Source organism: Pseudomonas sp. CFBP 8772 (assembly GCF_014841665.1).
Taxonomy (GTDB): Bacteria; Pseudomonadota; Gammaproteobacteria; order Pseudomonadales; family Pseudomonadaceae; genus Aquipseudomonas; species Aquipseudomonas graminis_B.
The window spans coordinates 1-13,263 of the sequence record NZ_JACYUI010000005.1 but is presented as its reverse complement, the minus strand read 5'-3'; the positions used below and the strand labels follow the sequence as shown (position 1 = coordinate 13,263).

Below are 13,263 nucleotides of genomic sequence, written 5' to 3'. Positions count from 1 at the left end.
CTCTTACCGCAAGGAAACCACCATGAAACGTTTTACGCTTCTGACCGCCGCGCTGGCGTTGTCGGGCCTGGCCAACTTCGCCCAGGCAAAAACCCTGGAGACTGTCGCCTCGTTCACCGTTATCGCCGATATGGTGCACAACGTCGGTGGCGATCACGTGCACGTGACCTCGCTCATCGGGCCCAATGGCGACCCTCATGTCTACGAGCCCACGCCCAATGACGCCCAGGCACTGAAAAAAGCCGACGTCGTGTTCGTCAGCGGCTTGCATCTGGAGGGTTGGCTGGATCGGCTGATCACCGCCTCCGGCTACAAAGGCCAACCCGTCGTGCTGTCTGACGGGATCATGACCCGCAGCATGGAAGAAGACGGCAAGAAGATCACCGACCCCCATGCCTGGAACAGCGCGGTAAACGGCGTCGTTTACGTGAGAAACATCATCAAGGCCCTGCAGAAAGCCGATCCTGAAAATGCCGCCGATTACCAAGCCAACGGTGAGAAATACATCGCCCAACTCCAGGACATGGACGCCTACGCCCGCGCGCAGATCAGCACTATCCCGGTCGCACAGCGCAAGGTGCTCACGTCCCACGACGCCTTCGGCTATTTCGGCGATGCCTACGGCGTGACCTTCCTCTCACCGCTGGGCTTTTCCACTGAAACCGAGGCCTCGGCGGCTGACGTCGGCAAGCTGATTAATCAGATCAAGCAGGAGCACGTCAGCGCCTACTTCTTCGAGAACTCTGGCGACCCGCGCCTGGTGCAACAGATCGCCAAAGCCAGCGGCGCACACCCGGGCGGCGAGCTGTATGTGGAATCGCTGTCACCGGCCGACGGCCCGGCGGCCACCTATGTGACGATGTTTCGCTACAACGTGGACAAGCTGGCGGCGGCCATGAAAGGTCAGTGATGCAACGTCGCAACGCTGACTGATCTCTGCTGCGCGACGTGCGTGGCAGGGATCAGCAACCCGGCTCAGCGAACCGGCAGCGCTGATGCGGGTCAATCTGTATGCTGGCGCACCGTTCGCCGACATCGACAGGATGATCCATGACCGCCCTCTCCTTCGCGCCTTTTCAGTCCCTCGCCGACCTCCTGATTCCCCACACCGTGGCAGAGAGGCTCGACGGCTCCCACGACGTATCCCATCTGCACCGGGTCTGGAGCAACGTCTGCGCCATTCGTGACACGGAGGGAGGCGATCACCAGATCCTGCTCGCCGCCACCCTGCTCCACGACTGCGTCTCCGTGGAAAAGAACTCGCCCTTTCGCTCAAGCGCCTCACGCCTGGCCGCGGCGAAGGCGACCGAACTGCTCGCAGAAATGGGCTGGGACGAAGAGCGGACCCAGGCCGTCGCCCACGCCATCGAGTGCCACAGCTATTCGGCCAACATCACGCCCACCTCGCTGGAAGCGAAGATCCTGCAAGACGCCGACCGTCTCGACGCCCTTGGCATGGTCGGCGTGGCGCGGCTGTTCTACGTGTCCGGGCGCATGGGCAGCCACCTCTACGACCCGGTCGATCCGCAGGCGCAACAGCGCGATCTGGACGACAAACGCTTCGCCGTCGATCACTTCACAACCAAGATCTTCACCCTGGCGCAGGGCTTTCAAACGGCCGCGGGGCGCAACATGGCGCAGGTCAGGCATGCACGGGCCGAGCGGTTCTTGCGGGAGTTTATGGAAGAGATTGGTGCGTAGGGTGCGTGGAAGGTCATAGCGATATTTCGGACGGCTCATGGGTTTTTAGCCAGTCGACCAGTGCAGCATTCATACGCGTTTGCCAGCCGGGTCCTGATGCCCGGAACTGCTCCACCACGTCGTGCTCCAGGCGAATGGTAATTCGCTCCCGCACAATCACAGAACGTGGTCGGCCACGCTTGACCAATTGGTCACCCACATATTCATCAGCATGATCGAAGTATGCATCTGACAATTCGGGTGCATCGCCGGGATCAACCCAGTCGGTGCCGGTAGAGGGTTTGTTCACGCTCATTGGCCTTTCTCATGGAAATGATACGGCGAGCCGCGCCGCGCGGTTTCCAGACCAGGACAACCATACGTTCTGACAACGCTCCAACCGTGATATATCGGGTTTCCCCGTAGTCCTGCCGGCAATCTTCGAGGGTCAAATGCCTGCCGGCGAATACCAAGCCGGCATCCCTAAAGTCGAGGCCACGCTTCAGAAAGGTGATGTCGCGTTTTGCAATGTCGAAGATTATCTGCATTGAATTATTGTATGTACAGCAAATAACGGAGCAAGGCCGCCGAGGCTTGCAAAGACGTATCCCACAATCAGCGCTGACAATGCCCACTCGTATCCCTGCTGACATCACGCTGGCCTCCAGCATCTGACCGTACCGCAACAATTCAGAAACATCTCCAACAATGTCACAAAGACATCACGGAACACCTCTATAACCATCTCTCCGGTGTTTTCGTCGATGGGATGGGTGGCAGTGAAAAGGTTATTGCGTCGTGTGGTCCGTCCTTCTTCCAGGCCTGCTTTCCTGCGTCGTTTCAGGATTACCCAGCGGTTGGTGCTGTGCTTCGGGGTGACCGCGCTGTTGCTGGTGGCGCTCGGTGTGTTCTGCCTGTTGCAGATGCAGAGCATCCGCGATCAGGGGGAGGCGGTTGAGAGTGGATCGCTGCCCAGTATTGCCATGGCCGACGCGATCGCCATCGACCTGATCAAGTTGCGTGGCGAGAGCGCCAGGCTGATCGCCAATGCCGACGACCCCGGCGCGGTAGTGACCAGCAAGATCAATGTCGAGCAGCTGAAGAACGAAGTCGAAAAAGGCTTCGCCGATTATCTTGCCCACGCCACCGACAGCACCGAGCGAGACTCCATCAAGGCCCTTCAAGACGCCTATGGCGCTTTCATGCCGGGGCTGCACGACGAAATCGCTTTGATCGAGCAACGCAAACTCGACGACGCGCGCATGCTGCTCAACACCACGCTGAGCCTGCAGGGCGACCTGATGGACATGCAGGTGCAATTGCTGCGCGAGCTGAACAAGCAAAGTGCGGCGGGCACCGTCGAAGCGGCCGGCGCGCGGTTCCAGCAGACCCGAATCATCGCCGTCAGCGCCATCGTGGTGGCGCTGGTGCTCACCTTGTTACTCGCGTGGCGGCTCAGCCTGAGCATCATCCGCCCCCTGCGTCAGTCGCTGCACATTGCCAGCACCATTGCCCAAGGCGATTTGAGCCCGCAGCCGATTCCGGAAGGCAAGGATGAAACCGCTCAATTGCTCAAAACCTTGGGCCTGATGCGCGCCAATCTGCACGGCACGATCGATCAGATTTATGCCGCAGCTCGCCAGCTAAGCCAGTCCGTCCAGGAGATGGGGGCGATTGCCGATGCCAGCGCGAAGAACCTGCAACTGCAGAACGATGAGATCGAACAGGCGGCAGTTGCCGTGAACCAGATGAGTCAGGCTGCCGGGGAAGTCGCCGACAATGCCAGCAGCACGTCGAGCGAATCGAAGGCGTCCAACGAAGCGGCCGCCGAAGGGCGTATGCGCCTGACCGGCACCATCGATTCGATCAAGGAGCTGACCGACAACGTTCTTGATTCCTCTCACCAGGCCGACGGTCTCGCCGAGCGCACGCTGAGCATCAGCAAGATTCTCGAGGTCATCCGGGCGATCGCCAACCAGACCAACCTGCTTGCACTGAATGCCGCCATCGAAGCCGCACGGGCGGGTGAAGCGGGCCGCGGGTTCGCGGTGGTGGCTGATGAAGTCCGCTCACTCGCCCAACGCACCAGCGCGTCGACCACCGAGATCGAGACCCTGATCAACGATGTGCAGAAAAGCACTCAGGAAACCGCGCAAACGTTACGCGTCACCGCGGCCCAGGCCAATCTAACCCTGGAGCAAGCCGCTGCCACTGGTCACGCACTGACCGTCATCATCAGCGCAACCTCGACCATCAGCGACCGGAACATGCTGATCGCCAGCGCCGCCGAACAACAGGCGCAAGTGGCTAACGAAGTTGATCGCAACCTGAGCAGCATTCGTGACCTGTCGACGCAATCGGCGTCGGGCGCTCAGCAAACCACGGTGGCGAGCAATGCGCTGTCGATGCTGGCAACCGACCTGAACACGATGGTTCAGCGGTTTGTGTTGTAAGGCGCGCGCCATTAAAAAACAGCCCGCAGTCATCGCCACCCATTCCCAGCCCTGTCCAAGTGTTTCATGATCGAAACACCACCCACGCAGAGGGGTGTCTACGCCAACAAGGACATGAGCATGAAAAAAACAGCCGTATTGAGCATCGCCCTGACCGCATTGACGCTGAGCATCACCGCCCAGGCTGAAGTCAGCGTAAAACTGGGGAGCAAGGAACGCGTCACACACCTGTTTGCCTACCCGAATAACTGCAATGTCATCTGCTTCCGAAACTGGACGCTCGAACAGACCGTCGAGCACTACCTCACACAAAGCGTGCAGCGTGACGGGTACGGCGCGGCCAAGGTTGCGGTACACAACGACAACGACGTGATTTACGCCGACATCAGCGGGGTGCCGGACGGCTACGACAAACCACTTTCAGCGCTGCTCGACGCCGGCGACCTGGCCTACGCCGGCGCGAGCAAACTCAACGCCGATAACAAATTTGCCTACAACTGGTATCTGTTTCTGCCGCTGGGTATGGCGCTGGAAAATCGCAAGAGCGTCGAGCTGCTGCATTTCCCGCCGGACTACTCCCTGACTCAGGCTCAGGACTATCTGTTCTCGGCCACGACCGACCGCTGGTCCGAGCTGCTGACGGATAACGGGATTCCCAAAGAGCAGACGCCGGCCTATCAGACCATCATCGACATCGCGCCCATTGCTGCGCCCTCCAACGCCGGTAAGGACCTCGAAAACGTTTACAGCTACTTTACCGATTACCAGACGAACATGGTCAAGCAGCTGACGCAAAGCGCGGCGGGCTCATCGCTGCCGATGGTCGCGTTCGGTGCGCCGGTACGCGCCTGGCTCAAGCAGCAGTACAACGTGACGGTTCCGGTGTTAGGTCTGGCGAGCATCAGCCCGGCTGGCGGGCAAAGCGTCGCGGTGCTGGGTTCGAATCACCCGAGCTATATCTGGAATGCAGCGGACAAAAGCAATTACGGCGGGGACGAAGCCAAGGCGAATGAAGCCGGTTTGAAGGTCATGGGCCAAGACCTGAGCGCGGCGTGCTGGCAAGCGGGCATGGGCCAGAAACCAACGACCGACCCGGCGGCGCTGTTGAACCAGTGCACGACCCACTGGCAGGTGACCAACAAGGTTGAAACCTGCAAGTTGTTCTTCAACACGGTCCGCAAGTTGACGCCGGATCAGGCGGCAGCGAAGTGCCGGACAGGCGAGGTGTCGCGGCAGATTAAGCAGCTGCAGAAGCCGCTGCCTCAGATGAAGAGCGCTCAGCTTTAACGCATCGATCCTAGGAGTGAGCTTGCTCGCGTTGTCTTCAACTCACATAGATGAGCCTGACTAACGCTATCGCGAGCAAGCTCACTCCTACCATTGGATGGACGCTTGCCCTACCCGATCACTCCCCCTGCGGACGCAGACGATACTGCGGCGGCAATTGCTCCGGGCCGCTGATGGTCGCGTTCAGACTCTTCCAGCGCCCATCCTTGATGCCGTAGATGCAGCCGTGGACCGACAACTTCTGCCCGCGATGCCAGGCGTTTTGCACAATGCTGGTGTGGCCGACGTTGGCGACCTGCTGAATCACGTTCAGCTCGCACAGCCGGTCGACTTGTTCTTCTTCCGTCGGCAGTTTTGCCAGCAGCTCACGGTTTTCGTAGTACAGATCGCGAATGGTGCGCAGCCAGCCATCGATCAGGCCGAACTGGCGATCCTGCATCGAGGCGCGCACGCCGCCGCAACCGTAGTGACCGGTGACGAGAATGTGTTTGACCTTGAGCACATCGACGGCGTACTGAATCACCGACAGGCAATTGAGGTCGGTGTGCAGCACGACGTTGGCCACGTTGCGGTGCACGAACAGATCGCCCGGCAGCATGCCGACGATTTCATTGGCGGGTACACGGGCGTCCGAACAACCGATCCATAGGAATTCCGGCGTCTGCTGGCGTGCCAGCTTGGCAAAGAACTCGGGGTCTTCTTCCTTGATGGCGGCAGCCCAACGTTCGTTGTTGTCGATCAAGTCTTGTAGTTCGTTCATGCGTTGATGCCTCGGAAATGATGCTCAGCTATGACTGGGGCTCGGCGCTTCAAGTCACGCGCAGTGATCGACCGATGTGCGGCACCGATCAGGAACTGAATGGAATCTTCGCCATGTCGTCCGGTCCACCCATTAGGCCCGACATTATTGAGGATTTGCCATGAACGATTCACGCCGTCCATTCGATGCCACTCAACCTGAGCCCATCGATGACAACGAAGACCGCATGGGATCGATGGAGGAGCTCAACTTCAACGACAACAATGAGCCGAGCGGGCGCATTGGCGACGTTATTCCTGAAGATGAGCTTGAGACCTTGATCCCTGATGAACGCGTACGTGAAGCCGGGCTGACCGGTGCCTCCACCGATGATCACAACCCGACCGACGACGACATGAGCCCGGAAACACTGATCCGGGAGGACGGCGCACGATCGTCTCGTGAAGCTGGCGAAGGTGGCCCGGCTGATCTGGACCTGAGCATCGTCGATGAAGATGACATTGGCGGTGGCGATGGCCTGGACGAGGAAGAAATGGCCATTCTTGATCCGCTGGACGGCAAGCCTGGCGTCTGATCAGCGTCTTCAGTCTCGTGGGAGCGAACCCGGTTCGCCCCATGAAGGCCACCTACTCTTCGAACAGCGTGCAGGCCATGACGATTGCGTCTTCACGTCCGCCCACTGCAGGGTAATAGTCCCGACGTCGGCCTATTTCGTTGAAGCCATAACGTTCGTATAGACGGTAGGCCGATCGGTTACTGTCACGCAGCTCAAGAAAGCATTCCCGACCATTCATCTCATAGGCGCGCTTCATCAGTTGCTCAAGCAGCACCAGCCCCAGGCCGCGCCCCTGACTCTCCGGCTTGACGGTGATATTGAGCAAGTGCGCTTCATCGATGATCACGTTGATCACCCCGTGCCCCACTTGTTGACTGCCTTCGAACATCAGCCAGACTTCGTATGACTTCAGCGCATCAAGATAAATGCCCCGCGTCCAGGGATGGCTGAATGCGGCGTATTCGATCTTCAGGACGGCATCGAGGTCAGCTTCGGTCATTCGGCGAAACGTTACTGCATCATTCATCTACGGTCTTCCAACGGCCCATCAACTGACGCATGGAGCGCCACACTTCGGCCTTGCGCTGCGGCTCGTCCATCAATAGTTCCAGACCTGGCAGCGCCCAGGCCAAGCCCAGGCCGTCAACCTGGAGTTCGAGATTGAAGGATTCCGCATCCGTTTCAGCCGCAAAGCGCAGCGCCGGAAGTCCGATCAGCCACAGGCAGGTGCAGGGTTGTTCTTCGACCCGGGCGTACAGAAAACCCTGGACGAAATCGCGCGCCGCTTCCGGACCTTGATCCATTTGCCCGCGCACCAACAGCGGCCAGCGCACAGGCTCGCCGATGATCTGCGGGCTGTCCGGCAAACCGGCGGCGCGCAGCATGTCTTTGAGCAACAGATAGGAAGGGTCGCGGCTCTGAAACGGCTCGCCGGTCACCAACTCCACCAGCAACAGGCAACTCCCGGCGCGCAGCAGTTGCAGGGCAAACCGTGGCGGCGGCGCTACAGGCGCTTTGACCACGACCGGTGCGGCCTCTTCTTCGTGCACAGGCTTTGGCTTGGGCGCACTGGATGGGCGGGGTATATCGATCTTCGGCCGCTCGACGGTACGCACAACGGGTGTCGGCGCGACGGAGGGCGAATCGCGATCCGGCGCGCGAGGCGCATCCGCCTGAACCACCGGCGCAGGCGCCTCCTCAATCTGCGGTACGGGCGCAAGCAGCTCGGGACGCGACGGCGCGGCGAAAGGCAATTCAGTGCGCGGCAGCCAGCTGACCACCTGCATGGCGGTCAGATAAGCGCGACGGCGAGGCTCGTTGAGCAAAGGTCAGCTACCTGTGGATAAAGTCAGGCGGGAGATTCTACAGGCCTTCATCGCTTCCCGCCGCTGTTGATCGACTGAGGGTGAAAAACGATCCCGGCGATGCAGTACAATCGCCGCTTTTATTTGCCAGTCAGCGACCATCCGATGATCGAACCTAAGCGCGTCCTGCGCGCCCTTGCCGAGCACTGGGCGCTTCTCGAGCCACTCTGCGAGCATTTCGACCAAGGCACTCTGAGCCTGAGCGAACTGCGCTTGCAGCTGGCGGCCCAGCAACTGGAGAGCACGCCCCAGGACATTACCACTCTGCTGGACGTCTGGATTCGGCTCGACATTCTGGTCCCGGTGGCGAAAAGCCCGAACCGTTTTGAGCTGAACGCGCAGATCCACGACTTCCTGTCGTACCTGCGTCGCGAGCATCGGCTGGGCTTGTGCCTGGAAATCGAAGCGTACCTGCGCCACCTCGAACGGCTGGCCGGCTATATACAGGAAGCCTTCGACGCCCGCGATGCCAGTGACCTCGCGCGGCAATTGCGCCTGCTCGACATGCGCGTGCGCGATGTCCTGAAAAAGCTCGCCAACGATGAGCAGGCGCTGGTGGCCGTGGCCGAACGTGCCAAGACCAGCGACCGGCAGATCCCACTGCGTCAGCGTTACGCGGAAGTGCTGGCGACCTGGGATGAATACGTCGAGCCGATGATCCAATTGGTGAACGCCGATGGCGCCTTCGAACAGGGCGTGCGCAAGGTCGAGAACGTGCTGCTGCGCATGCTCACCGACCAGCAGCGTCTCGGCCATCTGGTAGACGACGATATGCTGCTGCGCACCCATGCGCGCATCCTCGAAATGCAGACCAGCGCGCAACTGACCTTGCGTCATGCGCGTGAACTGCTGCTGCCGCTGCGTGAGGAGGCCCGTCGCCACAATGCCGTGACCCGCGGTGCGGCACTCGCGCTGTCGGCGATTCGTCGACGAGGCCTGGACGCCGTGCCGCAGGCCGCGATGCCGATGTTCACCCGCCCGCAAAGCACCTTCCTCGGCAGTGCCAATCAGGTTGAAGCGTACGTGTATGCGCTGGCGCGCTTCGAGCCCAAGCCCGCGCGGTTTCCCAAGGCCAACATCACCCGAAACGGCGAGTCGCCGCGCGCGCCGCGTACGGTCAAAGAGATGGTGGAGCGCTGCGAAGACGCCCTGCCAATGCCGGATCTGATGGTCTGGCTTTTGGAACAGGAGCCCACCGGAGCGACTGATGAATTGCTGTACTGGTTTTCGCGGCTGTCGCGGGACAAACGCTTCAAGCGCGAGCGCCTTGAGCGCGGCGAATACCTGACCCGGGAGCACCGCGTCAGCCTGCGCTCCTTCGCCCTGCTCTCGAGCAAAGACGCCACCCCAGAGAATTCCGAGGGCACCGCCCATGCATCTTGATCTATCCGAAATGACCCAGCTGGCGCCGATCTTCCGCGAGCTGTTCAAGGGCTACCACGTCAGCCGCCGCGACCCCGAACTGTACGCGCAGCTGTCCAATCTGCAGGATCAGTACCGCGGCCTGTTCAAGGCGCTGGGCTTCGAGCTGGTCTGCGACACCCGTGGTTTCTACTACTTCGTGCCTGATCTGGCGGCCGCACAGGTCAACAAGACGGCCCAACGTCTGGCGCTGTTCACGTTCATCCTCGTCGAGCACCTGGCCGATCAGGGCCGCGACCCGGTCGCGGTGCTCGATGGCGGCAGCCTGGGCCGTGACGAGCTGCCCTCGCTGCTGGAAAAGTACCGCGATCTGTTCCTGCAAGCTGAAGTACAGACCCAGGAAGAGCTGGAAGAAAAAATCATGCGCCGCATGACCCAGCTGGGATTCGCCGCAGAAGAAGTCGGTATCTATCGCTTCCTGCCGCCCATGCATCGCTTCCTCGACGTCTGCCTGTCCGTACAGCAAGACCGTGATCTGGCGGCCAGCTTGCATAGCGCACTGCCGTTGCCAGCCCCGGTGTTGATCGACGATGACAGCGATGAGCGACTGCTGGAAACCGACGATCCGCTGGACCTCACCGAATTCGATGAACCCGCAGAAACCGAAGAGCAAGCGCTAGCCCGGGCGATCGCTGAAGAACAGGAGCATGACGCATGAGCCAGGAACGCTACGGCATACGCCGTTTCGCGCTGCTGAACACGGCCGGTTACAGCCTCGGGTTGTTCCCACTGGAGCATCCGCTGTCGGTCTACGGCGCGAACAACCTGGGCAAGAGTGCGTCGATCAACGCTTTGCAGTTCCCGATTCTCGCGCGCATGTCGGACATGAGCTTCGGCAAATACAGCCTTGATCAATCGCGCCGCTTCTATTTCGCCTCTGATACCAGCTACATCCTCGTCGAGGTCTCCCTGCCCCACGGCCCCCATGTGATTGGCGTGGTCGGTCGCGGCCCGGGCGGCGGTTTCGGTCACCAGTTCTTCGCCTATGCCGGCAAACTGGACTTGGCTCACTACCAGAAGAACGACACCTGCCTGCGCCAGAAGGAGCTGTTTGCCAATCTGGAAAGCCAGGGCCTGAAAGCCTATGAGCTGAAGCCCGATGAACTGCGCCGTTTGCTGGTCGGTGGCCACACGTCGATCCCGCTGGACCTGACGCTGATTCCCTTGCGCTCGACCAGTGAACAGAGCCTGAAGACCTTCCGCGCACTGTTCATCAACTTGCTGCACATGCGCGAGATCACTGCTGCCAAACTCAAGCAGCTGTTCCTCGACGCCTTCGAGCACAGCCTGCGTTCCGGCAGCGTCGATTACATAGCAGCGTGCGAAGAAGCGTTCCGTGACGTACGCCGCATGGAGCAAGACTACAACGCACTGGTGCTCGCCGGGCCGCTGGTCGAAGCGTTGGCCAATGGCGTCAGACAGCGCGACATCCTGCGGGGCAAGCTGCATCGCCTGTCGCCATTGCTCGACTCGTTGCTGGGCACATGGCAGGACTACTCCAATGCGCGCAAAGAAGAGCTGGTCATCCAGAGCGAGCACTACCGTAACGAACAGGATTCGCTGCAGAACGATCAGCGCGGCGGCACGCAAGAGCTGATGCGGCTGGAGCGCGAAATCAGCAACATCCAGCGCTGGATCGGCGAACTGTCGGTCCTGAAGAACCGCTTCGCGCTGGTCGACGACGTCAGGATTCTGGAACAGCAGCTACTGGCTGCAAAAGATGCTCATGATGAACTGGCCGGTGCCCTTGCGCAGTCGCGCCAATTCAGCGCCGAGGATCTGGATGAGCGTCTTCGTGATCTGGAAAAACGTCTGAAGTCAGTGAAGCAACAGCTCGATCATGCGGACAACAACAGCTATGCCCGCCTACGCGAAGAGTTCTCGCAACCTGATGTCGAGCGCCTCATGCGCCTGTTCAACAGCGCGCTGTTCAGCTTGCCACTGGGCGAGCAAGGCATCGCGCTGGATGATGGCGACGCGTGGGTCAAATCCCTCGAAGCGATTCTCGATGGTTTCAAGGGCGAGCGCTTCGAAGTGCCCGGCCTGACGGTCAATCTGTCGAACATCGAGCCCCCTGCCCTCCAGGCGCTGGCCGATCGCGCCGCGCTGCGGGATCAGAAGGAGCGCCTGGAGAAAGAGCTCAAGCAACTTAAGACGCAGCAAGCCGTAGCAGCGGACCGTGCGGCGAGCAAAACCCAGACTGAAGCGCTGTACCAGCAGGTGCTGGATGCGCAGAAAGCGCTCGAAGACTTCCGCCGCGCTCAAACATTGAGCGCTGAAGAAGGCGAGAAGCTTGAGCAGCTGGCTCAGATGGAAGCGGCGCAAGACGAGCTCAAGCGCGCCAGTGATGCTTTCACCGAGCGTGTTCAACAGCTGTCAGCCAAGCTGCAGCTGATCGGTCGTCAGATCGGCGATCTCGAATCCAAGCAACGCACGCTGGATGACGCGCTGCGTCGTCGACAGCTGCTCCCCGCCGATCTGCCCTTCGGTACGCCGTTCATGGAGCCGGTGGATGACTCGCTGGAGAACTTGCTGCCGCTGCTCAATGACTACCAAGACAGCTGGCAGGGCCTCTTGCGCTGCGATGGTCAGATCGAAGCACTGTACGCGCAGGTTCGTTTGAAAGGCGTTGCGAAGTTCGACAGCGAGGACGACATGGAGCGGCGTCTGCAATTGCTGATCAACGCCTATGCTCATCGCACTGATGAGGCCCTTACCCTGGGGAAGGCGCGGCGTGCTGCTGTGACCGACATCGCGCGGACGCTACGCAACATCCGCAGCGACTACGACAGCCTCGAGCACCAATTGGCGTTATTCAACCGAGAGATCAATCGCCGGCAGGTTTCCAACCTGGAGAGCTTCCGCATTGTTCTCGCGCCGAACAAGGAAGCACTCAAGCACATCGATCAGATCATTCACAGCGCCGGTCAGTACGAAGAGGGCGAAACACTGTCGGTGTTCGATCTGAGCCAGAGCGCCGAGCAGGACGACAAGAACGAGGAAGCCAAGGAGTATCTGGCACGCCTGGTTGCGGCTAACCACAACCAGCTCGGTCTGAAAGACTTGTTTGAACTTGCATTCGAGATCACCAAGGTCAACAGCCAGCCGGTTATCCATACCGACATTGATGGCGCCGCGTCCAACGGCACGACCATGACCATCAAGGCACTGACCAACATGTACCTCTTGCTGCACCTCATGGATCGCGAGCAGGCCGGGCGAATTCGTCTGCCCTACTACCTCGACGAAGCCGCTGACATCGATGAAAGAAACCAGGCAGCACTGCTGGAAACAAGCTTGCAGCTGGGCTTTGTCCCCATTCTGGCGAGCGTTAAGCCCCAAGTCTCGGCCCATGTGGCGATTGACCTTGAAGGCGGCAGTGGGCCTGCCGGGATCTACATCGACGAGGCGGACTGGAAATACATTCAACGTCGTGACGAGGTTGCTCCGGTGAAAGTAACCCCAGCCACTGAAACGCTCAGCGAGTAACTAAAGCATGTAACAAAGCCCCGCAGTGATGCGGGGCTTTTTTATGGGCGTGAGTTGGGCGACTGTTGGCTGTTGGCTGTTGGCTGTTGGCTGTTGGCTGTTGGCTGTTGGTACAGCCTGAAACTTTTTCGCGCGCAAAAACAAAACCCCATCTGCTTTCGCAAATGGGGTTTCGGAATTTAATCTTGACGATGACCTACTCTCACATGGGGAAACCCCACACTACCATCGGCGATGCATCGTTTCACTGCT

13 protein-coding genes and 1 pseudogene are annotated in these 13,263 nt (G+C 60.0%); 9 read left to right on the top strand and 5 right to left on the bottom strand.

All coding sequences use genetic code 11. The annotated features are described in order from the left end of the window. Positions 1-22 precede the first annotated feature (22 nt). Both IFT99_RS12000 and IFT99_RS11995 read left to right on the top strand, forming a co-directional pair. On the top strand, positions 23-910 hold the full coding sequence (locus IFT99_RS12000; protein WP_065991768.1) for a metal ABC transporter substrate-binding protein: 888 nt from the start codon (positions 23-25) through the stop codon (positions 908-910). A 140-nt stretch (positions 911-1,050) separates the two neighbouring features. Beyond that, on the top strand, positions 1,051-1,701 hold the full coding sequence (locus IFT99_RS11995) for an HD domain-containing protein (RefSeq protein ID WP_192132520.1): 651 nt from the start codon (positions 1,051-1,053) through the stop codon (positions 1,699-1,701). A gap of 13 nt (positions 1,702-1,714) precedes the next feature. Here IFT99_RS11995 and IFT99_RS11990 read toward each other — a convergent pair whose 3' ends face one another. After that, the gene (locus IFT99_RS11990) at positions 1,715-1,996 is read right to left on the bottom strand and encodes a BrnA antitoxin family protein (RefSeq protein WP_065991766.1); all 282 of its coding nucleotides are present in this window, start codon (positions 1,994-1,996) and stop codon (positions 1,715-1,717) included. Beyond that, on the bottom strand, positions 1,956-2,228 hold the full coding sequence (locus tag IFT99_RS11985; RefSeq protein WP_192132518.1) for a BrnT family toxin: 273 nt from the start codon (positions 2,226-2,228) through the stop codon (positions 1,956-1,958). The genes IFT99_RS11990 and IFT99_RS11985 overlap by 41 nt, the downstream gene beginning before the upstream one ends. Before the next feature lie 216 nt (positions 2,229-2,444). Between IFT99_RS11985 and IFT99_RS26780 the strand changes: the two are divergent. The 3 genes and pseudogenes from IFT99_RS26780 to IFT99_RS11975 form a co-directional block, all read left to right on the top strand. Beyond that, a pseudogene (locus IFT99_RS26780) lies at positions 2,445-3,275 on the top strand (MCP four helix bundle domain-containing protein); the annotation flags it as partial. Then, positions 3,270-4,133: a methyl-accepting chemotaxis protein gene (locus tag IFT99_RS26775; protein ID WP_410928587.1), complete on the top strand. Its 864-nt coding sequence runs from the start codon at positions 3,270-3,272 to the stop codon at positions 4,131-4,133. The pseudogene IFT99_RS26780 and the gene IFT99_RS26775, both read left to right, overlap by 6 nt. Before the next feature lie 120 nt (positions 4,134-4,253). Further along, the gene (locus IFT99_RS11975; protein ID WP_192132514.1) at positions 4,254-5,420 is read left to right on the top strand and encodes a hypothetical protein; all 1,167 of its coding nucleotides are present in this window, start codon (positions 4,254-4,256) and stop codon (positions 5,418-5,420) included. 118 nt (positions 5,421-5,538) lie between these two features. Here the strand turns inward: IFT99_RS11975 and can are convergent, their stop codons facing one another. Further along, complete coding sequence (gene can / locus IFT99_RS11970) at positions 5,539-6,180, bottom strand: carbonate dehydratase (protein WP_065991764.1); 642 nt, start codon at positions 6,178-6,180, stop codon at positions 5,539-5,541. Positions 6,181-6,340: 160 nt separating this feature from the next. On the opposite strand from can, the gene IFT99_RS11965 reads away from it, so the two are divergent. Then, positions 6,341-6,754: a serine kinase/phosphatase gene (locus IFT99_RS11965; RefSeq protein ID WP_065991763.1), complete on the top strand. Its 414-nt coding sequence runs from the start codon at positions 6,341-6,343 to the stop codon at positions 6,752-6,754. Between the two features lie 52 nt (positions 6,755-6,806). Here the strand turns inward: IFT99_RS11965 and rimI are convergent, their stop codons facing one another. Together rimI and IFT99_RS11955 are read right to left on the bottom strand one after the other, a co-directional pair. Continuing rightward, the gene (gene rimI / locus IFT99_RS11960) at positions 6,807-7,262 is read right to left on the bottom strand and encodes a ribosomal protein S18-alanine N-acetyltransferase (RefSeq protein ID WP_065991762.1); all 456 of its coding nucleotides are present in this window, start codon (positions 7,260-7,262) and stop codon (positions 6,807-6,809) included. Beyond that, positions 7,255-8,061 carry an energy transducer TonB gene (locus IFT99_RS11955; protein WP_065991761.1) on the bottom strand — a complete coding sequence of 269 codons (807 nt, stop codon included), beginning with the start codon at positions 8,059-8,061 and terminating at the stop codon, positions 7,255-7,257. Before IFT99_RS11955 ends, rimI begins: the two co-directional genes overlap by 8 nt. Before the next feature lie 144 nt (positions 8,062-8,205). Here IFT99_RS11955 and mksB point away from each other — a divergent pair, with 144 nt between their 5' ends. Genes mksB through mksF form a run of 3 tightly spaced genes read left to right on the top strand, consistent with a single transcriptional unit; the run spans position 8,206 to position 13,011 of the window. Beyond that, on the top strand, positions 8,206-9,483 hold the full coding sequence (gene mksB / locus IFT99_RS11950) for an Mks condensin complex protein MksB (RefSeq protein WP_192132834.1): 1,278 nt from the start codon (positions 8,206-8,208) through the stop codon (positions 9,481-9,483). Continuing rightward, the gene (mksE, locus tag IFT99_RS11945; protein WP_065991760.1) at positions 9,473-10,180 is read left to right on the top strand and encodes an Mks condensin complex protein MksE; all 708 of its coding nucleotides are present in this window, start codon (positions 9,473-9,475) and stop codon (positions 10,178-10,180) included. The genes mksB and mksE overlap by 11 nt, the downstream gene beginning before the upstream one ends. Further along, the gene (gene mksF, locus IFT99_RS11940) at positions 10,177-13,011 is read left to right on the top strand and encodes an Mks condensin complex protein MksF (RefSeq protein ID WP_192132512.1); all 2,835 of its coding nucleotides are present in this window, start codon (positions 10,177-10,179) and stop codon (positions 13,009-13,011) included. The genes mksE and mksF overlap by 4 nt, the downstream gene beginning before the upstream one ends. Positions 13,012-13,263: the final 252 nt, after the last annotated feature.